Source organism: Pseudomonas sp. AC463, assembly GCF_979253585.1.
This window is the reverse complement of the sequence record NZ_CEEDDZ010000014.1, coordinates 1-22734: the sequence shown is the minus strand read 5'-3', so window position 1 is coordinate 22734 and position 22734 is coordinate 1. Positions and strand designations below refer to the sequence as shown.

General features: G+C 62.2%; 18 protein-coding genes. 15 read left to right on the top strand and 3 right to left on the bottom strand.

The features are described 5' to 3' along the window. Positions 1 to 68 precede the first annotated feature (68 nt). The 6 genes from AC0IYH_RS18255 (at position 69) to etfB (ending at position 7808) form a co-directional block, all read left to right on the top strand. Positions 69 to 1046 (top strand): dipeptidase, encoded by a 978-nt coding sequence (locus tag AC0IYH_RS18255; RefSeq protein ID WP_015373138.1) that lies wholly within the window; start codon positions 69 to 71, stop codon positions 1044 to 1046. 51 nt (positions 1047 to 1097) lie between these two features. Continuing rightward, entirely contained in the window at positions 1098 to 1628 is a 531-nt protein-coding gene (locus tag AC0IYH_RS18250) for a DUF5943 domain-containing protein (RefSeq protein WP_005792152.1), read from the top strand. A 16-nt stretch (positions 1629 to 1644) separates the two neighbouring features. Continuing rightward, positions 1645 to 3705, top strand: a complete 2061-nt coding sequence (gene dgcA / locus AC0IYH_RS18245; protein WP_116626750.1) for a dimethylglycine demethylation protein DgcA — start codon at positions 1645 to 1647, stop codon at positions 3703 to 3705. A gap of 158 nt (positions 3706 to 3863) precedes the next feature. Continuing rightward, positions 3864 to 5807: a dimethylglycine demethylation protein DgcB gene (gene dgcB / locus AC0IYH_RS18240; protein WP_471835576.1), complete on the top strand. Its 1944-nt coding sequence runs from the start codon at positions 3864 to 3866 to the stop codon at positions 5805 to 5807. Next, complete coding sequence (etfA, locus tag AC0IYH_RS18235; protein ID WP_471835574.1) at positions 5807 to 7027, top strand: electron transfer flavoprotein subunit alpha; 1221 nt, start codon at positions 5807 to 5809, stop codon at positions 7025 to 7027. Before dgcB ends, etfA begins: the two co-directional genes overlap by 1 nt. A 10-nt stretch (positions 7028 to 7037) precedes the next feature. Next, entirely contained in the window at positions 7038 to 7808 is a 771-nt protein-coding gene (gene etfB / locus AC0IYH_RS18230) for an electron transfer flavoprotein subunit beta (RefSeq protein ID WP_116626747.1), read from the top strand. A 597-nt stretch (positions 7809 to 8405) separates the two neighbouring features. Here etfB and gbcA read toward each other — a convergent pair. Next, positions 8406 to 9701, bottom strand: a complete 1296-nt coding sequence (gbcA, locus tag AC0IYH_RS18225) for a glycine-betaine demethylase subunit GbcA (RefSeq protein ID WP_471835572.1) — start codon at positions 9699 to 9701, stop codon at positions 8406 to 8408. A 282-nt stretch (positions 9702 to 9983) separates the two neighbouring features. Here gbcA and gbcB point away from each other — a divergent pair, with 282 nt between their 5' ends. Continuing rightward, a complete protein-coding gene (gbcB, locus tag AC0IYH_RS18220; RefSeq protein ID WP_116626745.1) occupies positions 9984 to 11084 on the top strand; it encodes a glycine-betaine demethylase subunit GbcB in 1101 nt (366 codons plus the stop codon). Between the two features lie 59 nt (positions 11085 to 11143). Here gbcB and AC0IYH_RS18215 read toward each other — a convergent pair whose 3' ends face one another. Continuing rightward, complete coding sequence (locus AC0IYH_RS18215; RefSeq protein ID WP_116626744.1) at positions 11144 to 12184, bottom strand: threonine aldolase family protein; 1041 nt, start codon at positions 12182 to 12184, stop codon at positions 11144 to 11146. Between the two features lie 90 nt (positions 12185 to 12274). On the opposite strand from AC0IYH_RS18215, the gene AC0IYH_RS18210 reads away from it, so the two are divergent. The 8 genes from AC0IYH_RS18210 to fdhA all read left to right on the top strand — a co-directional run bounded on the left by AC0IYH_RS18210 (position 12275) and on the right by fdhA (position 22044). Continuing rightward, positions 12275 to 13003 (top strand): TraX family protein, encoded by a 729-nt coding sequence (locus tag AC0IYH_RS18210; protein ID WP_471835570.1) that lies wholly within the window; start codon positions 12275 to 12277, stop codon positions 13001 to 13003. 171 nt (positions 13004 to 13174) lie between these two features. Continuing rightward, positions 13175 to 14428 carry a serine hydroxymethyltransferase gene (gene glyA, locus AC0IYH_RS18205; RefSeq protein ID WP_116626742.1) on the top strand — a complete coding sequence of 418 codons (1254 nt, stop codon included), beginning with the start codon at positions 13175 to 13177 and terminating at the stop codon, positions 14426 to 14428. Between the two features lie 22 nt (positions 14429 to 14450). Next, a complete protein-coding gene (locus AC0IYH_RS18200) occupies positions 14451 to 15701 on the top strand; it encodes a sarcosine oxidase subunit beta (RefSeq protein WP_010207084.1) in 1251 nt (416 codons plus the stop codon). A 15-nt stretch (positions 15702 to 15716) separates the two neighbouring features. Further along, a complete protein-coding gene (locus tag AC0IYH_RS18195; protein WP_073525868.1) occupies positions 15717 to 16019 on the top strand; it encodes a sarcosine oxidase subunit delta in 303 nt (100 codons plus the stop codon). Beyond that, positions 16016 to 19033 (top strand): sarcosine oxidase subunit alpha, encoded by a 3018-nt coding sequence (locus AC0IYH_RS18190; RefSeq protein ID WP_471835568.1) that lies wholly within the window; start codon positions 16016 to 16018, stop codon positions 19031 to 19033. The genes AC0IYH_RS18195 and AC0IYH_RS18190 overlap by 4 nt, the downstream gene beginning before the upstream one ends. Before the next feature lie 121 nt (positions 19034 to 19154). Further along, entirely contained in the window at positions 19155 to 19787 is a 633-nt protein-coding gene (locus tag AC0IYH_RS18185; protein WP_471835566.1) for a sarcosine oxidase subunit gamma, read from the top strand. A gap of 10 nt (positions 19788 to 19797) precedes the next feature. Next, positions 19798 to 20655 (top strand): formyltetrahydrofolate deformylase, encoded by an 858-nt coding sequence (purU, locus tag AC0IYH_RS18180; RefSeq protein WP_016977808.1) that lies wholly within the window; start codon positions 19798 to 19800, stop codon positions 20653 to 20655. A 189-nt stretch (positions 20656 to 20844) separates the two neighbouring features. After that, entirely contained in the window at positions 20845 to 22044 is a 1200-nt protein-coding gene (gene fdhA / locus AC0IYH_RS18175) for a formaldehyde dehydrogenase, glutathione-independent (RefSeq protein ID WP_076953248.1), read from the top strand. 54 nt (positions 22045 to 22098) lie between these two features. On the opposite strand, the gene AC0IYH_RS18170 is transcribed toward fdhA, so the two are convergent. Continuing rightward, a complete protein-coding gene (locus tag AC0IYH_RS18170) occupies positions 22099 to 22359 on the bottom strand; it encodes a hypothetical protein (RefSeq protein ID WP_471835564.1) in 261 nt (86 codons plus the stop codon). Between the last annotated feature and the right edge of the window lie 375 nt (positions 22360 to 22734).

Genomic DNA, 22734 nt, shown 5'->3' with positions numbered 1-22734 from the left:
GGGCATATGCTGGCCCCAAAGCGCCGGCAGACGATTCGGCGCATGAATCGCCAATAAGGGGACGCCTGATGAGCCCAGCCGAATTGCACGCCGACAGCATCGTTATCGACGGGCTGATTATTGCCAAGTGGAACCGCGACCTGTTCGAGGACATGCGCAAAGGTGGCCTCACTGCCGCCAACTGCACCGTGTCGGTGTGGGAAGGCTTCCAGGCCACCATTAACAACATCGTGGCCAGCCAGACCCTGATTCGTGAGAACAGCGACCTGGTGATCCCGGTGAAAACCACCGCCGACATCCGCAAAGCCAAGGAGCAGGGCAAGACCGGCATTATCTTCGGCTTCCAGAATGCCCACGCCTTTGAAGACCAGCTCGGCTACGTCGAGATCTTCAAGCAGCTCGGCGTCGGTGTGGTGCAGATGTGCTACAACACCCAGAACCTGGTCGGCACCGGTTGTTACGAGCGCGACGGCGGCCTGTCGGGCTTTGGCCGCGAGATCGTCGGCGAGATGAACCGTGTGGGCATCATGTGCGACTTGTCCCACGTCGGCTCCAAGACCTCCGAAGAAGTCATCCTCGAATCGAAAAAGCCGGTGTGCTACTCCCACTGCCTGCCGTCGGGCCTCAAAGAGCACCCGCGCAACAAGTCCGATGAAGAACTGAAGTTCATCGCCGACCACGGTGGCTTTGTCGGCGTGACCATGTTCGCGCCGTTCCTGGCCAAGGGCATCGATTCGACCATCGACGACTACGCCGAAGCCATCGAATACACCATGAACATCGTCGGCGAAGACGCCATCGGCATCGGCACCGACTTCACCCAGGGCCATGGCCAGGATTTCTTCGAAATGCTGACCCATGACAAGGGCTACGCCCGCCGCCTGACCAGCTTCGGCAAGATCATCAACCCGCTGGGCATCCGCACCGTGGGCGAGTTCCCCAACCTCACCGAAACCCTGCTCAAGCGCGGCCACAGCGAGCGCGTGGTGCGCAAGATCATGGGCGAGAACTGGGTCAACGTCTTGAAGGACGTTTGGGGCGAATAAGCCAAACACCCCCGGGCATACCACAACGAATTTTTCTGGAGTTAAGTTTCCATGGCCAAGATCGCCCCGCAATTGCCAATCGAAGTCGACAGCGAAACCGGTGTCTGGACTTCCGACGCCCTGCCGATGCTGTACGTGCCGCGCCATTTCTTCGTCAACAACCACATGGGGATCGAAGAAGTCCTGGGGGCCGACGCCTACGCCGAGATCCTCTACAAGGCCGGCTACAAATCCGCCTGGCACTGGTGTGAAAAAGAAGCCGAGTGCCACGGCCTGGAAGGCGTTGCGGTGTTCGAACACTACATGAAGCGCCTGTCGCAACGCGGCTGGGGCCTGTTCAAGATCCAGGACATCGACCTCGACAAAGGCACCGCCAGCGTCAAGCTCGAGCACTCGGCCTTCGTCTACGTGTACGGCAAGGTCGGGCGCAAAGTCGACTACATGTTCACCGGCTGGTTTGCCGGTGCCATGGACCAGATCCTTGAAGCGCGTGGCAGCAAAATTCGCACTGTAGCCGAACAAGTGTACGGAGGCTCCGAAGAGGGCCACGACGACGGCCTGTTCACCGTCAAGCCGTTGTAAGTCGAGGAACCGTGCCATGGCTTTCGAAGCAATGTTTGCGCCGATCCAGATCGGCAAACTGACCATCCGCAACCGCGTGCTCAGTACCGCCCACGCCGAGGTGTATGCCACCGACGGCGGCATGACCACCGACCGCTATGTGAAGTATTACGAAGAGAAAGCCAAGGGCGGTATCGGCCTGGCGATCTGCGGCGGCTCGTCGGTGGTGGCCATCGACAGCCCGCAGGAGTGGTGGAGTTCGGTCAACTTGTCGACCGACCGCATCATCCCGCACTTCCAGAACCTGGCCGACGCCATGCACAAGCATGGCGCCAAGATCATGATCCAGATTACCCACATGGGCCGTCGCTCGCGCTGGGACGGCTTCAACTGGCCGACCCTGATGTCGCCGTCCGGCGTGCGTGAGCCGGTGCACCGCGCTACTTGCAAGACCATCGAGCCGGAAGAGATCTGGCGCGTGATCGGCAACTACGCCAGCGCCGCCAAACGCGCCAAGGCCGGTGGCCTGGACGGTGTGGAACTGTCCGCCGTGCACCAGCACATGATCGACCAGTTCTGGAGCCCACGGGTCAACAAGCGTACCGACGAATGGGGCGGCACGTTTGAAGGCCGCATGAAGTTCGGCCTGGAAGTGCTGAAGGCCGTGCGCGCCGAGGTCGGTGACGACTTCTGCGTGGGCATGCGCCTGTGCGGCGACGAGTTCCACCCGGACGGCCTGTCCCACGAGGACATGAAGCAGATCGCCAAGTATTACGACGACACCGGCATGCTCGATTTCATCGGCGTGGTCGGCTCGGGCTGCGATACCCACAACACCCTCGCCAACGTTATCCCCAACATGAGTTATCCACCGGAGCCGTTCCTGCACTTGGCGGCCGGTATCAAGGAAGTGGTCAAGGTCCCGGTGCTGCATGCGCAAAACATCAAGGACCCGAACCAGGCCACGCGCATTCTGGAAGGCGGCTACGTGGACATGGTCGGCATGACCCGTGCGCACATCGCCGACCCGCACCTGATCGCCAAGATCAAAATGGGCCAGATCGACCAGATCAAGCAGTGCGTGGGCGCCAACTACTGCATCGACCGCCAGTACCAAGGGCTGGACGTGTTGTGCATCCAGAACGCCGCGACCTCGCGTGAATACATGGGCGTGCCGCACATCATCGAAAAATCCACCGGAGCCAAGCGTAAAGTCGTGGTGGTGGGGGCCGGCCCGGCCGGGATGGAAGCCGCCCGTGTGGCGGCCGAACGGGGCCACGACGTGACCCTGTTCGAGAAGAAAGAGTTTATCGGCGGGCAGATCACTACCGCCTCGAAAGCCCCGCAGCGTGACCAGATCGCCGGTATCACGCGCTGGTTCCAGCTGGAACTGGCGCGACTGAAAGTCGACCTGCGCCTGGGCGTGGCGGCCGATGCCGAGACCATCCTCGACCTGCGCCCCGACGTGGTGGTGCTGGCCGTCGGCGGCCATCCTTTTATCGAACAGAACGAACACTGGGGCGCCGCTGAAGGCCTGGTGGTGAGCAGCTGGGACGTGCTCGACGGCAAAGTCGCGCCGGGCAAGAACGTGCTGGTGTACGACACCATCTGCGAATTCACCGGCATGTCGGTAGCGGATTTTCTTGCGGACAAAGGTTGCCAGGTCGAGATCGTCACCGACGACATTAAGCCGGGCGTGGCCATCGGCGGTACGTCGTTCCCGACCTACTACCGCAGCATGTACCCCAAGGAAGTGATCATGACCGGCGACATGATGCTGGAAAAGGTCTACCGCGAAGGCGACAAGCTGGTGGCGGTGCTGGAGAACGAATACACCGGCGCCAAAGAGGAGCGGGTGGTGGACCAGGTAGTCGTCGAGAACGGCGTGCGCCCGGATGAAGCCATCTACTACGCACTCAAGGAAGGCTCGCGCAACAAGGGCCAGATCGACGTCGAAGCCTTGTTCGCGATCAAGCCGCAGCCGTGCCTGAGCGAGCCGGGCGACGGGTACTTGCTGTTCCGCATCGGTGACTGCGTGGCCCAGCGTAATACCCACGCTGCCATCTATGACGCCCTGCGCCTTTGCAAAGACTTTTGATGAGGTGAACGCGGTCAAATGTGGGAGGGGGCTTGCTCCCGATAGCGGTGGGTCAGCTACAGCTATATCAACTGACACTCCGCCATCGGGAGCAAGCCCCCTCCCACATTAAAAAGCCAGTTTCACAGTAGACCTGTGTGGTCTGTGGGAGCTTCACCATGTTGAACACCTTGCTGCCTATTCTCTTGTTTGCCGCCCTGGGCCTCGCCGTCCTCGGCGCCCTGCGCCGGGTGAACATGTGGCGCCGTGGCCGCGCGTCCAAGGTCGACCTGCTGGGCGGCCTGCTGGCCATGCCCAAGCGCTACATGGTCGACCTGCACCACGTGGTCGCCCGCGACAAATACATCGCCAACACCCACGTCGCCACGGCGCTGGGCTTTGTGCTGTCGGCTTTGCTCGCCATCCTGGTGCACGGTTTTGGCCTGCACAACCGCATCCTCGGCTACGCCTTGCTGCTGGCCTCGGTGCTGATGTTTGTCGGCGCCACGTTCGTGTATCTGCGTCGGCGCAACCCGCCCGCGCGCCTGTCCAAGGGGCCGTGGATGCGCCTGCCGAAAAGCCTCATGGCGTTTTCGGTGAGTTTCTTCCTGGTGACTTTGCCGGTGGCCGGGATCCTGCCCGCCGACTTCGGTGGCTGGCTGCTCGCCGCATTGCTAAGCCTGGGCGTGGCGTGGGGCGTGAGCGAGATGTTCTTCGGCATGACCTGGGGCGGCCCGATGAAACACGCCTTCGCCGGTGCCCTGCACCTGGCCTGGCACCGCCGCGCCGAGCGTTTTGGCGGTGGCCGTTCCACCGGTTTGAAACCGCTGGACCTCAGCGATAAAACCGCGCCGCTGGGCGTGGAAAAACCCAAGGATTTCACCTGGAACCAACTGCTCGGCTTCGACGCCTGCGTGCAGTGCGGCAAGTGCGAGGCGGCGTGCCCGGCGTTCGCCGCCGGCCAGCCGCTGAACCCGAAAAAGCTGATCCAGGACATGGTCGTCGGCCTCGCCGGCGGCACCGATGCCAAGTTCGCCGGCAGCCCTTACCCTGGCAAGCCAATCGGCGAACACGGCGGCAACCCGCACCAGCCGATCGTCAACGGCCTGGTCGATGCCGAAACCCTGTGGTCGTGCACCACCTGCCGCGCCTGCGTGGAAGAGTGCCCGATGATGATCGAGCACGTCGACGCCATCGTCGACATGCGCCGCCACCTCACCCTGGAAAAAGGCGCGACGCCAAATAAAGGCGCGGAAGTCCTGGAAAACCTGATCGCCACCGACAACCCCGGCGGCTTCGCCCCGGGCGGTCGCCTGAACTGGGCGGCGGACCTGAACCTGCCACTGCTCAGCGACAAGGGCAGCTGCGACGTACTGTTCTGGGTCGGCGACGGTGCCTTCGACATGCGCAACCAGCGCACCCTGCGCGCCTTCGTCAAAGTGCTCAAGGCGGCCAAGGTCGACTTCGCCGTGCTCGGCCTGGAAGAACGCGACAGCGGAGACGTCGCCCGGCGGCTGGGCGATGAAGCGACCTTCCAGCTGCTGGCCACGCGCAATATCCAGACCCTGGCCAAGTACAGCTTCAAGCGCATCGTCACCTGCGACCCGCACAGCTTCCATGTGCTGAAAAACGAATACGGCGCCTTCAACGGCGACTATGTGGTGCAGCACCACAGCACCTTCATGGCCGAGTTGATCGGCGATGGCGCGCTCAACCTGGGCCAGCACAAAGGCAGCAGCGTGACCTATCACGACCCTTGTTATCTCGGCCGCTACAACGGCGAATACGAGGCGCCGCGCCAGGTGCTGCGCGCGCTGGGTATCGAAGTCAAGGAGATGCACCGCTCGGGCTTCCGTTCACGCTGCTGCGGCGGCGGTGGCGGCGCGCCGATCACGGACATCCCCGGCAAGCAACGTATCCCCGATATGCGCATGGACGACATCCGCGAAACCGGCGCCGAGCTGGTGGCCGTGGGTTGCCCGCAATGCACCGCGATGCTTGAAGGCGTGGTTGAACCACGGCCATTGATTAAAGACATTGCCGAGCTGGTGGCCGACGCGTTGCTGGAAGATGCAGCACCGGTCAAAGCCCCAATCAAACGTGAACCTGCGGAGGTGCACTGATGAGCGACATTATCCGCCGCGACCCACGGGCCGAATGGATCGCCCGTAACCGCCTGCACCCGCTGCACGCGGCGATGCAACCGGCACAACACAGCTGGATGGGGCCTAACGGCGTTATCCGCAAAAACGTGCACGGTGTCGGTTTTATCGGCCCCAACGGCATCAAACGCATCGACCGCAGCGGCGCCCAGCAGGGTGGCGCAGCCAAGCGTACTGCGGCGGTGGAAGTGCAATTGCCGCTGCACCAGGTTGCCGCTCCGGCGTTCTACATCAACGTGGTGCCGGACATGGTCGGCGGCCGCCTGAGCAGCCACGACCGCGACCTGCTCGGCCTCGCGCGACAACTCGCCGGCAACGACGGCGCGGTGCTGGCGGTGGTGTTTGGTGAGCATAAGGAAAGTGCGTTCGCCACGGCGGGCGTCGATCGCCTGCTGGTGTTGGAAGGCCATGAGTTTGAAGGTTATGCACCGGAGCAACGCGTGCAGGGCCTGCGGGCTGTGGATAACCAGTTCAACCCGCGCCATTGGTTGCTGCCGGACAGCCGCAGCGGTGGCGGCGAACTGGGTCGGCGGTTTGCCGCGGCCCTCAAGGAACGCCCGGCCACGCGGGTGTGGCAGATCAAGGGCGACGAATGCATTGGCCGCGCCGGTGCCGGCCAGGAAGACCTGGCCCGGCCGCTGCCACGCCTGATCCTGGCCGCCGTCGAATGCGCCGAGCCGGTCAGCGAAACGCGCCACGAAGTGTTGCCGGTGGAGTTATCCACAAGCCTGGCACGCAGCCTGTCGCGCATCGAAGACCTGGGTGCGGTGGCGGTGGACCCTGGGGCAATCCCGATGGCCGAGGCCGAATTCATTTTCTCCGGCGGCAACGGGGTCAAGGACTGGGCGCTGTTCCACCAGACCGCCGCTGCGTTGGGCGCCACCGAAGGCGCGTCGCGGGTGGCGGTGGACGATGGCTTTATGGCGCGTGATCGCCAGGTCGGCGCCAGCGGTACCTGGGTCACGGCGCGGGTTTACGTGGCGGTGGGGATTTCCGGCGCGATCCAGCACCTGCAAGGCATCGGTGCCTGCGACAAGGTGGTGGCTATCAACCTCGACCCCGGTTGCGACATGATCAAGCGCGCCGACCTGTCGGTGATCGGCGAAAGCGCCGCGATCCTGCAGGCCTTGATCGCCGCTGTCGACACCTATCGCAACGGCGCCAAGCGCGATGCAGCTTAAGGATATGGCCATGACGACCACTGTAATCAGCCTGGTGTCCATCGGCGCCCACCCGACCTCCGGCCGCCCACGGCGCGCCGAGCAGGACGCGCGTGCCGTGGAGTTGGGCCTGCAACTGGCTGGGGATAAGTTGCAGGTGCTGCACGCCGGCAACATCCAGGAGCCGACCTTGCGCAGCTACCTGGGCATGGGTTTGCCGCAGTTGCACGTGCTGGAGCAACCGGCGGGTGCGGATGCCTTGCCGGTGCTCAGTGATTATTTACGCGATGCCGGCGCCCAGGTTGTGCTTACCGGCAGCCAGGCGGAAACCGGCGAAGGCTCGGGCATGTTGCCGTTCCTGCTGGCCGAGCAATTGGGCTGGCCGTTGATTGTGGGCCTGGCGCAGGTTGAGTCCATCGACGGCGGCGTGGCTCATGTGCTGCAAGCCTTGCCCCGTGGCCAGCGGCGGCGCTTGAAAGTGCGTTTGCCGTTTCTGGCGACTGTGGATAACGCGGCGCCCAAGCCCCGCCAAAGCGCCTACGGCCCGGCGCAACGCGGGGAGTTGGCGGCGCATGAGGTTGAGGTTGAAGAGGATGAGTTATTCACAGGCGCCGTGCTGCAACCGGCCAAGCCGAGGCCCAAGCGGCTCAAGGTGATAAAGGCCAAGAGCGGCGCGGACCGTATGAAGGCGGCGACGGCCAAGGCCAGTGGGGGTGGTGGGCAAGTGCTCAAGGGCCTCAGCCCGGAAGCCGGTGCGGACGCCATCCTCAAACTGCTCATAGAAGAAGGCGTCGTACGCTGAATAAAATGTGGGAGGGGGCTTGCCCCCGATAGCGGTGGGTCAGTTACCCATGTACTGACTGACACTCAGCCATCGGGGGCAAGCCCCCTCCCACAGTGTTTTGTGGTGGTCCAGGTTTACCCACAATGCCTGTTAGCCTGCGTGTGGATAAGATGTTCGTTACCTTCTGCAGGCCACGTAGATAAGGGTCTGTAGGGTTCTGTTCAAAAAGTGATCAATCCCGGCTTTTCCCCTCCAAATCCCGTTGAAACCCTCGGTTTTACTCACTCGCACTCGGTTTTCCACAGATCCCCCAAAGTTGCCCCCAAAGTCTGTTGGCGCTTCTGTGGATAAGGTGTTTGCGTTCCTCTACAGCCCATACAAACCGTGGCTTACAGGCTTTAGATCAAAAAACAACCAATAGAGGATAAAACCCCTGACTTTGAATAAGTCACGGATTTTCTTGAGTTTATTTCAGAGAAAAACAGCAGTTGCCCACAATTGCTGTGGGTGGCTCTGTGGATAAGTTGTTGGGCAATGGCTGGAGGGCAGGGCAGTTGGGGGTTGTCAGGGTTCTGGCTGTTTTTTGTACAGCGCAGAACCCCGACACCCAAAGCGTTACTCGTGTGCCGCCACACCCTTGAGGTAAGGCGCAGGCGCCGCGCCCAGGTTGTTCAGCAGGCGTTCGCTGTACCAATCCACAAAGTTGACCACGCCAAACTCGTAGGTCTTGGAGTACGGGCCGGGCTGGTAAGCGGTGGAGTTGATGCCGCGCTGGTTCTCTTCGGCCAGGCGACGGTCCTGGTCGTTGGTGGCGTCCCACACCTGGCGCATGCGGTCGACGTCGTAATCCACGCCTTCGACGGCGTCCTTATGCACCAGCCACTTGGTGGTGACCATGGTTTCCTGGGCGCTGATCGGCCACACGGTGAACACAATGATGTGGTCGCCCATGCAGTGGTTCCACGAGTGCGGCAGGTGCAGGATGCGCATCGAGCCCAGGTCCGGGTTCTTGATGCGGCCCATCAGCTTGGCGCAGCCTTGCTTGCCGTCGAGGGTCATCGACACGGTGCCCTTGAGCAGCGGCATGCGGACGATGCGGTTGCGCAAGCCGAAGCTCGCGTGGGCGTAAGGGATCTTCTCGGCGTCCCAGGCGGCGGCGGAGGCGGCCACGTGGTCCTTGAAGGCCTGGTCGGCGCGCGGGTCGGTGACGTCGTCCCATTCCAGCAGGGTTTTCAGCAGCTCCGGGTGCGACGCGTTGCAGTGGTAGCACTCGCGGTTGTTTTCCAGCACCAGCTTCCAGTTGGCTTTCTCCATCAAGGTGGTGGTAATCGCCACCTTGGTGTTCTCCATGTCGTAGGGTTCCATGTAATGGCTGAGCGTCGACAGGAAGTCATCGATGGCCGGCGGGTTCTCGGCCAGGCTGATAAAGATGTAACCGCCAGCGGTCTTCACGTTCACGGGTTTGAGGCCGTACTGCTTCATGTCGAAGTCGGCGCCCATCTCGGTGCCGGCGAACAACAGGCGGCCGTCCAGCTCATAGGTCCACTGGTGGTAATGGCAGACCAGTTTGGCAACCTTGCCCTTGTCGCTGGTGCACAGGCGCGAGCCGCGGTGGCGGCACACGTTGTGGAACGCATGCACCACGCCCTCGGCGCCACGGATCACGATGATCGGGTTCTTGCCGATCTGCAGGGTGATGTAGTTGCCCTTGGTAGGGATCTCGCAGGTCATGCCGGCAATCAACCACTCTTTCTGGAAGATCTCCTGCATGTCGATATCAAACAACCGCTCATCAGAGTAGAACGGCTGCGGCAGCGAATAGGTGCGCTCGCGCTCTTGCAGCATTTGCGCGGTGGCCTTGCGTGCGGGTTCCAGCGGATCGCCCAAGCTTAAGGTTGCGGTGACGTCCATCGTGTGTGTCCTCATGGCCATTCTGTGTGGCCGAGATAAGTGGCTAATCAGGTTTGCAGCAAGGCGTAAAAAAAGCGTCGTTGTTGGGAGCGAGTGTGGGGCCGGCGAATGCCAGAACCTTATCCATGAGCGACATGGCCCACTCTGATCCCGACGCGCAACCCCCGTGGTATGGGGGCTGGTCGCGATAAGTATGTGAATGTCGCAGATAGGTAAATGGGCGGTTGCGGCGTTACGCAGAATCGCCACCATAAAGCCGAACATCGGCAGTGGAGAGTCAGCATGTCCAACAGCTTCCTGAACCCGGTAACCACCCAGACCTGGGCCAATGGTCGGCACATCGTCCGTTGCGTCAAAGTCATCCAGGAAACCTGGGACGTGCGCACCTTCTGCTTCATGGCCGACCAGCCGATCCTGTTCTTTTTCAAGCCCGGGCAATTCGTCACCCTGGAGCTGGAAATCGAAGGCCAGCCGATCATGCGCTCCTACACCATTTCCAGCTCGCCATCGGTGCCGTACAGCTTCTCGGTGACCATCAAACGCGTGCCGGGCGGCAAGGTCTCCAACTGGCTGCACGATACGTTGCACGAGGGCCAGGAGCTGGCGGTGCACGGGCCGGTCGGGCTGTTCAATGCCATCGACTTCCCGAGCCCCAAGGTGCTCTACCTCAGCGGCGGCGTCGGCATCACGCCGGTGATGTCCATGGCGCGCTGGTTCTACGACACCAACGCCAACGTCGACATGACCTTTATCCACAGCGCGCGCTCGCCCAAAGACATCATCTACCACCGCGAGCTGGAGCACATGGCGTCGCGGATCGACAACTTCAGCCTGCACCTGATCTGCGAAAAACACGGCCTGGGCGAACCCTGGGCGGGCTATCGCGGCTACCTCAACCACAAGATGCTCGAGCTGATGGTGCCCGACTTCCTCGAGCGCGAAGTGTTCTGCTGCGGCCCTACGCCTTACATGAATGCGGTCAAGCGCCTGCTGGAAGTCGCCGGCTTCGACATGACGCGTTATCACGAAGAATCCTTCGGCGCCACTCCGCCGGAAGCACGTGCCGACGCGGTGGAGCAAGCCGAACAAGCCGCCGACGCGCCGGAAATCGACTTGGCGGACCTGCATCAGGTCGAATTCATTGCCTCGGGCAAAAGCATCCGCGTGGCGCCGGGCGAAACCGTGCACGCAGCGGCGGCCAAGCTGGGGCTGTTGATCCCGAAAGCCTGCGGCATGGGCATCTGCGGAACGTGCAAGGTAATGAAGCTGGGCGGGGAGGTCGAGATGGACCACAACGGCGGGATCACCGAGGAAGACGAAGCCGAGGGTTACATCCTGTCGTGCTGCAGCGTGCCTAAAGGGGATGTGCGGATCGAGTTCTGATCGCCCAGATACACAGTGTTCAACTGTGGGAGGGGGCAAGCCCCCTCCCACATTGGTTCTCAGGCGTTCATGACTTCGCGAATATCCGCCGCCAATTCACGCACACGCTCTTCTTCGGTATCCCACGCACACATGAAGCGCGCGCCACCTTTACCGATAAAGGTATAGAACCGCCAGCCCTTGGCCGTCAGCGCGGCAATCGCCGGTTCCGACAGTTGCAGGAACACACCGTTGGCCTGCACCGGGAACATCAGCTCCACGCCGGGAATATCCGCCACCAGGCTGCTGAGCAATTGCGCGCAGTGGTTGGCGTGGCGGGCGTGTTTGAGCCAGGCGTCGTTTTCCAGCAGACCCACCCACGGGGCGGAGAGGAAGCGCATTTTCGACGCCAGCTGGCCCGCCTGCTTGCAGCGGTAGTCGAAGTCTTCGGCCAGCTTGTGGTTGAAGAACAGGATCGCCTCACCCACGGCCATGCCGTTTTTGGTGCCGCCAAAGCACAGCACGTCCACGCCGGCTTTCCAGGTCAGGTCGGCCGGCGAGCAGCCGAGGAACGCACAGGCGTTGGAGAAGCGCGCGCCGTCCATGTGCAGGTTCAGGCCCAGCTCTTTGCAGGTGGCGCTGATGGCGCGGATTTCTTCCGGGGTGTACACGCTGCCGACTTCCGTGGCTTGGGTCAGGGTGACCACGCGCGGTTTGGGGTAGTGGATATCCTGGCGCTTGAGGGCGATCTCGCGGATCGATTCCGGGGTCAGCTTGCCGTTTTCAGTGCGCGCGACCAGCAGCTTGGAGCCGTTGGAGAAAAATTCCGGCGCGCCGCATTCGTCGGTTTCGACGTGGGCGGTTTCCGAGCAAATCACGCTATGGTAGCTCTGGCACAGCGAAGACAGCGCCAGGGAGTTGGCGGCGGTGCCGTTGAAGGCGAAGAACACTTCGCAGTCGGTTTCGAACAAATTGCGGAAACCGTCGGCGGCGCGGTGGGTCCATTCATCATCGCCATAGGCGCGTTGATGGCCCTGGTTGGCTTGTTCCATGGCGGCCCAGGCTTCCGGGCAAATGCCGGAATAGTTGTCACTGGCGAATTGTTGGCTCTTGTCGGTCATGGCCCATTCCTGTGGTCGATGTTGGTGCGCACTTTAACCAAGATTGTCGGACGGGCGCACGCTCTGTAAATGCAAAGTCACTGGGGAATTATGCACGCTACTCACACCATGCCTGTCGGACGCGTCCGCGATGGCGCCCTGGATCTGCTCAAGTGGCTGGCGCTGCTCTGCATGGTGCTCGACCATTTGCGCTATGTCGGCCTGAGCCTCGATGGCCTGTACGTGCCGGGGCGCCTGGCGTTCCCGTGGTTTTGCCTGGCTATTGCGGCCAACTTGCAGCGTGCCCGGAATGCACCGGTGACCGGCCAGTGGCGCTACCTCGGCTGGCTGCTGCTGTTCAGTGTGATCAGCGAGGTGCCGTACCGGCTGTTTATCGAGGATGCCGATACGTTGAACGTGCTGCCGACCTTGGCGCTGGGCCTGCTGGTTGCCAGAGGATGGCAGCAGAAGGCGCTGGTTGATCGAGGATTGGCGCTGATCGCGCTCATTTTGGCGGCGGTGTTTTCAACGCAGCTGATGTTCGGATTTTTTGGTGTAGTGCTGCCATTGGCGCTGCTGCTGGTGTTTCGTCGGCCATGGTATTTCAGCGTGTTGCCGGGACTGGTGTGTGTGGCGGCTAATCAATTGCAGATCCTGATCAATAGCGGTACGCCTGTGGCGTTAATGGGCTTGGCGACATGCCTGATTGCGCCATTGGCGGGATTGGTCTTATTGCGACATGCCACAACTGTCTCGCCTCCCGCCATGCGCCGCTGGGCCTATACCCTCTACCCCCTGCATTTCCTGCTGCTGCTACTCGTGCGCCAAATCCTCGCCTAACCCCCTCCCACACAAGCCCTGTTCCACATTTGTTTTGGTGTTGTTTGAACAATGTCGTAAACGCACCTTTGCGTGGCGTGCGCAGGCATTTGACCTGCCTGCGCCAGCCCTACCATCGCATCAAAGGGCCCTGCACGGGCCTCAACAATACGAAAGGCTGGGAGAGACGCGATGTTCAGCAAACAAGACCAGATCCAGGGATATGACGACGCACTGCTGGCGGCCATGAATGCCGAGGAGCAGCGCCAGGAAGATCATATCGAGCTGATCGCGTCCGAGAACTACACCAGCAAGCGTGTGATGGAAGCGCAAGGCAGCGGCCTCACCAACAAATACGCCGAAGGCTACCCGGGCAAGCGCTACTACGGCGGCTGCGAGCACGTCGACAAGGTGGAAACCCTGGCCATTGAACGCGCCAAACAGCTGTTCGGCGCCGATTACGCCAACGTGCAGCCGCACTCCGGTTCCTCCGCCAACAGCGCGGTGTACCTGGCGCTGATCAATGCCGGCGACACCATCCTCGGCATGAGCCTGGCCCACGGCGGCCACCTGACCCACGGCGCCAAAGTGTCGTCCTCGGGCAAGCTCTACAACGCCGTGCAGTACGGCATCAACACCGATACCGGCCTGATCGACTACGACGAAGTCGAGCGTCTGGCTGTCGAGTGCCAGCCGAAGATGATCGTGGCCGGTTTCTCCGCTTACTCCAAGACCCTGGATTTCCCACGCTTTCGTGCGATCGCCGACAAGGTTGGCGCGCTGCTGTTCGTCGACATGGCCCACGTCGCCGGCCTGGTTGCCGCCGGCCTGTACCCGAACCCTCTGCCCTACGCCGACGTGGTCACCACCACCACCCACAAGACCCTGCGCGGTCCACGTGGCGGCCTGATCCTGGCCAAGTCCAACGAAGCCATTGAGAAGAAACTCAACTCCGCCGTGTTCCCAGGCGCCCAGGGCGGCCCGCTGATGCACGTCATCGCCGGCAAGGCCGTGTGCTTCAAGGAGGCGATGGAGCCAGGCTTCAAGGCTTATCAACAGCAGGTAATCGACAACGCCCAGGCCATGGCCAGCGTGTTTATCAAACGCGGCTACGATGTAGTGTCCGGCGGCACCGATAACCACCTGTTCCTGGTCAGCCTGATCCGCCAGGGCCTCACCGGCAAGGACGCAGACGCCGCCCTCGGTCGCGCCCACATCACCGTCAACAAGAATGCCGTACCGAATGACCCGCAGTCGCCGTTCGTGACCTCGGGCCTGCGCATCGGCACCCCGGCGGTGACCACGCGTGGTTTCAAAGTGGCGCAGTGCGTCGAGTTGGCCGGCTGGATCTGCGACATCCTCGACAACCTCGGCGACGCCGACGTCGAGGCCAACGTGGCCAAGCACGTGTCTGCCCTGTGCGCGGATTTCCCGGTTTATCGCTGAGCGCGGTTTTGGAGTAATGACTATGCAACGCTACTCGGGCTTCGGCCTCTTCAAGCACTCCCTCAGCCATCACGAAAACTGGCAGAAGATGTGGCGCACGCCGACCCCGAAAAAGGTCTACGACGTGGTCATCGTCGGCGGCGGCGGGCATGGTCTGGCGACCGCCTACTACCTGGCCAAGGAACACGGGATCACCAACGTGGCCGTGGTCGAGAAAGGCTGGTTGGGCGGCGGTAACACCGCGCGCAACACCACCATCGTGCGCTCCAACTACCTGTGGGACGAGTCGGCGCACCTGTACGAACACGCGATGAAACTGTGGGAAGGCCTGTCCCAGGACCTCAACTACAACGTGATGTTCTCCCAGCGTGGCGTCTACAACCTGTGCCACACCCTGCAAGACATCCGTGATTCCGAACGCCGCGTGAGCGCCAACCGCCTCAACGGCGTCGACGGCGAACTGCTCAACGCCAAGCAAGTGGCGGACGAGATCCCGTACCTCGACTGCTCGAAAAACACCCGCTACCCGGTACTCGGCGCCACCGTGCAACGGCGCGGCGGTGTGGCCCGTCACGACGCCGTGGCCTGGGGCTTTGCCCGCGCCGCCGACGCCTTGGGCGTGGACTTGATCCAGCAGACCGAAGTGATCGGTTTTCGCAAGGAAAACGGCGTGTGCATCGGCGTGGAAACCAACAAGGGCTTTATCGGCGCCAAGCGCGTCGGTGTGGTCACCGCCGGTAACTCGGGCCACATGGCCTCGCTGGCGGGCTTTCGCCTGCCGATCGAATCCCACCCGCTGCAAGCGCTCGTTTCCGAGCCGATCAAGCCGATTATCGACAGCGTGATCATGTCCAACGCCGTGCACGGTTACATCAGCCAGTCCGACAAGGGCGACCTGGTGATCGGCGCCGGTATCGACGGCTACAACGGCTACGGCCAGCGTGGTTCGTACCCGGTGATCGAACACACCATCCAGGCCATCGTCGAGATGTTCCCGGTGCTCTCGCGCGTACGCATGAACCGCCAGTGGGGCGGCATCGTCGACACCACGCCGGATGCGTGCCCGATCATCTCCAAAACCCCGGTACCGAACATGTTCTTCAACTGCGGTTGGGGCACCGGTGGCTTCAAGGCCACCCCGGGCTCAGGCAACGTGTTTGCCGCCAGCCTGGCCAAGGGTGAAATGCACCCGTTGGCGGCACCTTTCTCCATCGACCGTTTCCACAACGGTGCGCTGATCGACGAACACGGCGCTGCGGCCGTCGCCCACTAACAGGAGAAATTTCCTATGTTGCATATCTTCTGTCCTCACTGTGGCGAACTGCGCTCCGAAGAGGAATTCCACGCCTCCGGCCAAGCGCACATCCCGCGCCCGCTGGACCCGAATGCCTGCACCGACGAGCAGTGGGGCGACTACATGTTCTTCCGTGACAACCCCCGTGGCCTGCACCACGAGCTGTGGATTCACGCCGCCGGTTGCCGTCAGTACTTCAACGCCACCCGCGACACCCTGACCTACGAAATTCTTGAAACCTACAAGATCGGTGAGAAGCCACAATTCACCGCCAAGGCCTCTGGAGAGAAGGTATGAGCCAGATCAATCGCCTGTCCAACGGTGGCCGCATCGACCGCAACAAGGTCCTGACCTTCAGCTTCAACGGCCAGAGCTACAAAGGCTTTGAAGGCGACACTTTGGCCGCAGCCCTGCTGGCCAACGGCGTCGACATCATCGGCCGCAGTTTCAAATACTCGCGCCCACGCGGCATCTTTGCTGCCGGCGCCGAAGAGCCCAACGCGGTGCTGCAGATCGGCGCCACCGAAGCCACCCAGATTCCCAACGTGCGTGCCACGCAACAGGCGCTGTACCAAGGCCTGGTCGCCACCAGCACCAACGGCTGGCCGAACGTCAACACCGACGTGATGGGCATCCTCGGCAAGGTCGGCGGCAAGCTGATGCCGCCGGGTTTCTACTACAAAACCTTCATGTACCCGCAATCGTTCTGGATGACTTACGAGAAGTACATCCGCAAGGCGGCGGGCCTCGGCCGCTCGCCGACCGAGAACGACCCGGACACCTACGACAACTTCAACCGTCACTGCGACGTGCTGATCGTCGGCGCTGGCCCTGCCGGTTTGGCCGCTGCACTGGCCGCCGCGCGCAGCGGTGCCCGTGTGATCATCGCCGACGAGCAGGAAGAGTTCGGCGGCTCGTTGCTGGACTCGCGTGAAAGCCTCGACGGCAAGCCGGCCACCGAATGGGTTGCCAGCGTGATCGCCGAACTCAAAGCCCTGCCGGACGTGGTGCTGCTGCCGCGTGCCACCGTCAACGGCTACCACGACCACAACTTCCTGACCATTCACGAACGCCTCACCGACCACCTGGGTGATCGCGCGCCGATTGGCGTGGTGCGTCAGCGTATCCACCGTGTACGTGCCAAGCGCGTAGTCCTCGCTACCGGTGCGTGCGAACGCCCGCTGGTGTACGGCAACAACGACGTGCCGGGCAATATGCTCGCCGGCGCGGTCTCCACCTATGTGCGCCGCTACGGCGTGGCACCGGGTAAAAAACTGGTGCTGTCGACCAACAACGACCACGCCTACCGCGTTGCCCTGGACTGGCTCGACGCTGGCCTGCAAGTGGTCGCCGTGGCTGATGTTCGCCACAACCCACGTGGCGCGCTGGTGGAAGAAGCCCGCGCCAAAGGCATCCGCATCCTCACCGGCAGCGCCGTGGTCGAAGCCCGTGGCAGCAAGCACGTGACCGCCGCCCGCGTGGCCGCCATTGATGTAAAAGCGCACAAAGTCACCAGCCCCGGTGAATGGCTCGACTGTGACCTGGTCGCCAGCTCCGGCGGCTACAGCCCGGTGGTGCACTTGGCCTCGCACCTGGGCGGCAAGCCGACCTGGCGCGAAGACATCCTTGGTTTTGTACCGGGCGAAGCGCCGCAGAAACGCGTGTGCGTCGGCGGTATCAATGGCGTCTACGGCCTCGGTGATTCCCTGGCCGATGGTTTTGAAGGCGGCGTTCGCGCGGCCAGCGACGCCGGTTTTGCGCCGGTGGAAGGCACGTTGCCAAAAGCCTTGAGCCGTCTGGAAGAGCCGACCCTGGCGATCTACCAGGTACCCCACGACAAACCGACTGCACGAGCGCCGAAGCAGTTCGTTGACCTGCAGAATGACGTGACCGCCGCCGCCATTGAACTGGCGACCCGCGAAGGCTTCGAGTCGGTCGAGCACGTCAAACGCTACACCGCGCTGGGCTTCGGCACCGACCAGGGCAAGCTGGGTAACGTCAACGGTCTGGCGATTGCCGCGCGTTCGCTGAACGTGACCATCCCGCAAATGGGCACCACCATGTTCCGTCCCAACTACACGCCGGTGACGTTCGGCGCGGTAGCGGGCCGCCACTGTGGGCACATCTTCGAGCCGGTGCGCTACACCGCACTGCAAGCCTGGCACGTGAAGAACGGCGCCGAGTTTGAAGACGTCGGCCAATGGAAGCGCCCATGGTATTTCCCGCGCAACGGTGAAGACCTGCACGCCGCCGTCAAACGCGAATGCCTGGCCGTGCGCGACAGCGTCGGCCTGCTGGACGCATCGACCCTCGGCAAGATCGACATCCAGGGCCCGGATGCTCGCGAGTTCCTCAACCGCATCTACAGCAACGCCTGGACCAAGCTCGACGTGGGCAAGGCGCGCTACGGCCTGATGTGCAAGGAAGACGGCATGGTCTTCGACGACGGCGTCACCGCCTGCCTCGCCGACAACCACTTCCTGATGACCACCACCACCGGCGGCGCCGCCCGCGTACTGCAGTGGCTGGAAATCTACCAGCAGACCGAATGGCCGGACCTCAAGGTGTACTTCACCTCGGTCACCGACCACTGGGCGACCATGACCCTGTCGGGCCCCAACAGCCGCAAGCTGCTGGCGGAAGTCACCGACATCGACCTGGACAAGGACGGCTTCCCGTTCATGACCTGGAAAGAAGGCTTGGTGGGCGGTGTACCGGCGCGGGTGTTCCGTATCTCGTTCACCGGTGAGCTGTCGTATGAAGTCAACGTGCAAGCCGACTACGCCATGGGCGTGCTGGAACAGATCGTCGAGGCCGGCAAAAAGTACAACCTGACCCCGTACGGCACCGAGACCATGCACGTACTGCGGGCCGAGAAGGGCTTCATCATCGTCGGGCAGGACACCGACGGCTCGATGACCCCGGACGACCTGAACATGGGCTGGTGCGTGGGCCGCACCAAACCGTTCTCGTGGATCGGCTGGCGCGGCATGAACCGTGAAGACTGCGTGCGCGAAGAGCGCAAGCAGCTGGTGGGCCTGAAGCCAATCGACCCGACCGTGTGGCTGCCGGAAGGCGCGCAGCTGGTGTTCGACGCCAAGCAATCGATCCCGATGAAGATGGTCGGCCACGTCACCTCAAGTTATGCGCACAACTCCCTGGGCTATTCGTTTGCCATGGGCGTGGTGAAGGGCGGCTTGAAGCGCATCGGCGAGCGGGTGTTCTCACCGCAGGCGGATGGCAGCGTGATCGAGGCGGAGATTGTGTCCTCGGTGTTCTTTGACCCCAAGGGTGATCGGCAGAACATTTGAGTCGCCTGCATCGGGGGCAAGCCCCCTCCCACCTTTGATTTGTGAATGCAGTTAAATGTGGGAGGGGGCTTGCCCCCGATGAGGCCATCAGCCTCACAACAGAATTCAAAACAGGTGCTTTATGACAGCCGCCAATGTTTACCAACAACGCCCCACCACCGGCGCCAAAGCCGAATCCTCGCTGCACGACGCCGACCTCGCCAGCCTGGTCGGCAAGGGCCGCAAAAACGCCGGCGTAACCGTGCGTGAAAAGAAACTCCTCGGCCACCTGACCCTGCGTGGCGACGGCCACGACGCCGCCTTCGCCGCCGGCGTGCACAAGGCCTTGGGCATAGAACTGCCCGGCGCACTGCAGGTCATCGTCAAAGGCGAAACCAGCCTGCAATGGCTCGGCCCGGACGAATGGCTGCTGATCGTGCCCAGCGGTGAAGAGTTCGCCGCCGAGCAGAACCTGCGTGCCGCCCTGGGCGAGTTGCATATCCAGGTCGTCAACGTCAGCGGTGGCCAGCAGATCCTCGAACTCAGCGGCCCGAACGTGCGCGACGTGCTGATGAAATCCACCAGCTACGACGTACACCCCAACAACTTCCCGGTGGGCAAGGCGGTGGGCACGGTGTTCGCCAAGTCGCAACTGGTGATCCGCCATACCGCCGAAGACACCTGGGAACTGCTGATCCGTCGCAGCTTCTCGGATTACTGGTGGCTGTGGTTGCAGGACGCGTCCGCCGAATTCGGCCTGAGTGTTCAAGCCTGAGGAATGACCCATGAGCCGCGCCCCTGATACATGGATTTTGACCGCCGACTGCCCCAGCGTGCTCGGCACGGTGGACGCGGTTACCCGCTACCTGTTCGAGCAGGGTTGCTACGTTACCGAGCACCATTCGTTCGATGACCGCCTCTCGGGCCGGTTTTTTATTCGGGTGGAATTCCGTCAACCCGACGGCTTTGACGAGCAGGGTTTCCGCGATGGCCTGGCCACTCGAGGCGAAGCCTTTGGCATGATCTTCGAGCTGACGGCGCCGAACTACCGGCCAAAAGTGGTGATCATGGTCTCCAAGGCCGATCACTGCCTCAACGACCTGCTGTACCGCCAGCGCATCGGCCAGCTGTCGATGGACGTGGTCGCGGTGGTGTCCAACCACCCTGATTTGAAACCTTTGGCCGACTGGCACCAGATTCCCTACTACCATTTCCCCCTCGACCCCAACGACAAACCGTCGCAGGAGCGGCAGGTGTGGCAAGTGGTGGAAGACACCGGTGCTGAATTGGTGATCCTTGCGCGCTACATGCAAGTGCTGTCGCCGGAGCTGTGCCGCAAGCTGGATGGCAAGGCGATCAATATTCATCACTCGTTGCTGCCGGGGTTCAAGGGCGCCAAGCCGTATCACCAGGCGTACAACAAGGGCGTGAAGCTGGTGGGCGCCACGGCGCATTACATCAACAACGACCTGGACGAAGGCCCGATCATCGCCCAGGGCGTGGAGGTGGTGGATCACAGCCACTATCCCGAGGATTTGATTGCCAAGGGGCGGGATATTGAAGGGCTGACATTGGCCCGGGCGGTGGGGTACCACATTGAACGGCGGGTGTTTTTGAACGCCAATAGGACGGTGGTGCTCTGACTGACGCCATCGGGGGCAAGCCCCCTCCCACATGTTGACCGTGTGAACCCAATCAAGTGTGGGAGGGGGCTTGCCCCCGATGAGGCCCCAACAAACAACGCAATAACAGCATCTGTACCCGAGCACTTAAACGCGCTGCCCACCCAAAGGGGCAACGCAGTTCCATAAAAACAACAGCGAGGTGAAAGCATGTCTGGTAATCGTGGTGTCGTGTATCTCGGCAACGGCAAAGTCGAAGTACAGAAAATCGACTATCCCAAAATGCAGGACCCCCGTGGCAGGAAGATCGAGCACGGCGTCATCCTGCGCGTGGTCTCCACCAATATCTGCGGCTCCGACCAACACATGGTGCGCGGCCGTACCACTGCCCAGACCGGCCTGGTGCTCGGTCACGAAATCACCGGTGAAGTGATCGAGATGGGCAGCGGCGTCGAAAACCTGAAAATCGGCGACCTGGTCTCGGTACCGTTCAACGTCGCCTGCGGCCTGTGCCGCTCCTGCAAGGAGCAACACACCGGCGTGTGCCTGAGCGTCAACCCGGCCCGCCCAGGTGGCGCTTACGGCTACGTCGACATGGGCGACTGGACCGGTGGCCAGGCCGAGTACGTGCTGGTGCCTTACGCCGACTTCAACCTGCTGAAACTGCCGGACCGCGACAAGGCCATGGAAAAAATCCGTGACCTGACCTGCCTTTCCGACATTTTGCCGACCGGCTATCACGGTGCCGTGACCGCCGGCGTTGGCCCGGGCAGCACCGTCTACATCGCCGGTGCCGGCCCGGTTGGCCTGGCGGCTGCCGCGTCCGCACGTTTGCTCGGCGCGGCCGTGGTGATCATCGGCGACGTCAACCCGATCCGTCTTGCCCACGCCAAGGCGCAGGGTTTTGAAATTGCCGACCTGTCCACCGACACACCGTTGCACGAACAGATTGCTGCGCTGCTCGGCGAGCCCGAAGTGGACTGCGCTGTCGATGCCGTAGGCTTTGAAGCACGCGGCCACGGCCACGACGGCGTCAAGGCCGAAGCCCCGGCCACCGTGCTCAACTCGCTGATGGGCGTGGTGCGTGTGGCCGGCAAAATCGGCATCCCCGGCCTGTACGTTACCGAAGACCCAGGCGCCGTCGACGCCGCCGCGAAGATGGGCAGCCTGAGCATCCGCTTTGGCCTGGGCTGGGCCAAATCCCACAGCTTCCACACCGGCCAGACCCCAGTGATGAAGTACAACCGCCAGCTGATGCAGGCGATCATGTGGGACCGGATCAACATTGCCGAAATCGTCGGCGTGCAGGTCATCAGCCTGGATGATGCCCCGCGCGGTTACGGCGAGTTCGATGCGGGCGTGCCGAAGAAGTTTGTGATTGATCCGCACAAGTTGTTCAGCGCGGCGTAAACGCCGGGCAAATGAAAAGGGCGACCTGCGGGTCGCCCTTTTTGTGTCTGCAGGTTAAGCCTGTAGCCGCCGGCTGATCACATCCAGCAAATCACAACCATCGCGCAACGGAATGGCGCAGAGCAGGGCAAAGTCCTGGAGGACGACGTTGTCGGTTTGCAGACCTTCGCGAAAGGCCAGGTTTTCCATGACTTGGGTGACGGCGCGGATGCGGTAGAGCTCCGCGTCGTGGAGCACGTCCAGCGGGACTTGGGTGTCGATGAGCAGGGAAGGGGTGGTGCTGTCGTGGCCGGTGAGTGGCATGTATCGGTTCATGTTTTAAAACCCATTCAAGTAGAGGTGGGCTACACACGTATTCGTCGCCAAACGAATTGGGTGGCAGCTGTACGCAGGTTGGCGAACCGGGAATGGAACCGGCAGACCCGAAGGTCTCCCGCGCACAGCCGCCATGAAAGCAGCTATTGCGGATGCAAAAGAACCTGCAAAAAAGCACAAGCTTTTGCACCATTCACCGGGTCGCCAAACCCGTGTCGCCATGTGGACGACGGCCGAACTATAAGCGCCATCCTCGGCCATGAGCAAGTCGCCCAGCCGATGCGGTTCAAATGTGGGAGGGGTGTAGAACCGTAGACATCGTTTACATCTGAAACCGGGGACATCGTTTACACATTTGAGGCCTGGACGCGGGTC

Bases quoted from the DNA above. Each gene is read 5' to 3' on its own strand.
- AC0IYH_RS18255 (WP_015373138.1), top strand. From the start codon at position 69: ATGAGCCCAGCCGAATTGCACGCCGACAGCATCGTTATCGACGGGCTG.
- AC0IYH_RS18250 (WP_005792152.1), top strand. From the start codon at position 1,098: ATGGCCAAGATCGCCCCGCAATTGCCAATCGAAGTCGACAGCGAAACC.
- dgcA (WP_116626750.1), top strand. From the start codon at position 1,645: ATGGCTTTCGAAGCAATGTTTGCGCCGATCCAGATCGGCAAACTGACC.
- dgcB (WP_471835576.1), top strand. From the start codon at position 3,864: ATGTTGAACACCTTGCTGCCTATTCTCTTGTTTGCCGCCCTGGGCCTC.
- etfA (WP_471835574.1), top strand. From the start codon at position 5,807: ATGAGCGACATTATCCGCCGCGACCCACGGGCCGAATGGATCGCCCGT.
- etfB (WP_116626747.1), top strand. From the start codon at position 7,038: ATGACGACCACTGTAATCAGCCTGGTGTCCATCGGCGCCCACCCGACC.
- gbcA (WP_471835572.1), bottom strand. From the start codon at position 9,701: ATGGACGTCACCGCAACCTTAAGCTTGGGCGATCCGCTGGAACCCGCA.
- gbcB (WP_116626745.1), top strand. From the start codon at position 9,984: ATGTCCAACAGCTTCCTGAACCCGGTAACCACCCAGACCTGGGCCAAT.
- AC0IYH_RS18215 (WP_116626744.1), bottom strand. From the start codon at position 12,184: ATGACCGACAAGAGCCAACAATTCGCCAGTGACAACTATTCCGGCATT.
- AC0IYH_RS18210 (WP_471835570.1), top strand. From the start codon at position 12,275: ATGCACGCTACTCACACCATGCCTGTCGGACGCGTCCGCGATGGCGCC.
- glyA (WP_116626742.1), top strand. From the start codon at position 13,175: ATGTTCAGCAAACAAGACCAGATCCAGGGATATGACGACGCACTGCTG.
- AC0IYH_RS18200 (WP_010207084.1), top strand. From the start codon at position 14,451: ATGCAACGCTACTCGGGCTTCGGCCTCTTCAAGCACTCCCTCAGCCAT.
- AC0IYH_RS18195 (WP_073525868.1), top strand. From the start codon at position 15,717: ATGTTGCATATCTTCTGTCCTCACTGTGGCGAACTGCGCTCCGAAGAG.
- AC0IYH_RS18190 (WP_471835568.1), top strand. From the start codon at position 16,016: ATGAGCCAGATCAATCGCCTGTCCAACGGTGGCCGCATCGACCGCAAC.
- AC0IYH_RS18185 (WP_471835566.1), top strand. From the start codon at position 19,155: ATGACAGCCGCCAATGTTTACCAACAACGCCCCACCACCGGCGCCAAA.
- purU (WP_016977808.1), top strand. From the start codon at position 19,798: ATGAGCCGCGCCCCTGATACATGGATTTTGACCGCCGACTGCCCCAGC.
- fdhA (WP_076953248.1), top strand. From the start codon at position 20,845: ATGTCTGGTAATCGTGGTGTCGTGTATCTCGGCAACGGCAAAGTCGAA.
- AC0IYH_RS18170 (WP_471835564.1), bottom strand. From the start codon at position 22,359: ATGAACCGATACATGCCACTCACCGGCCACGACAGCACCACCCCTTCC.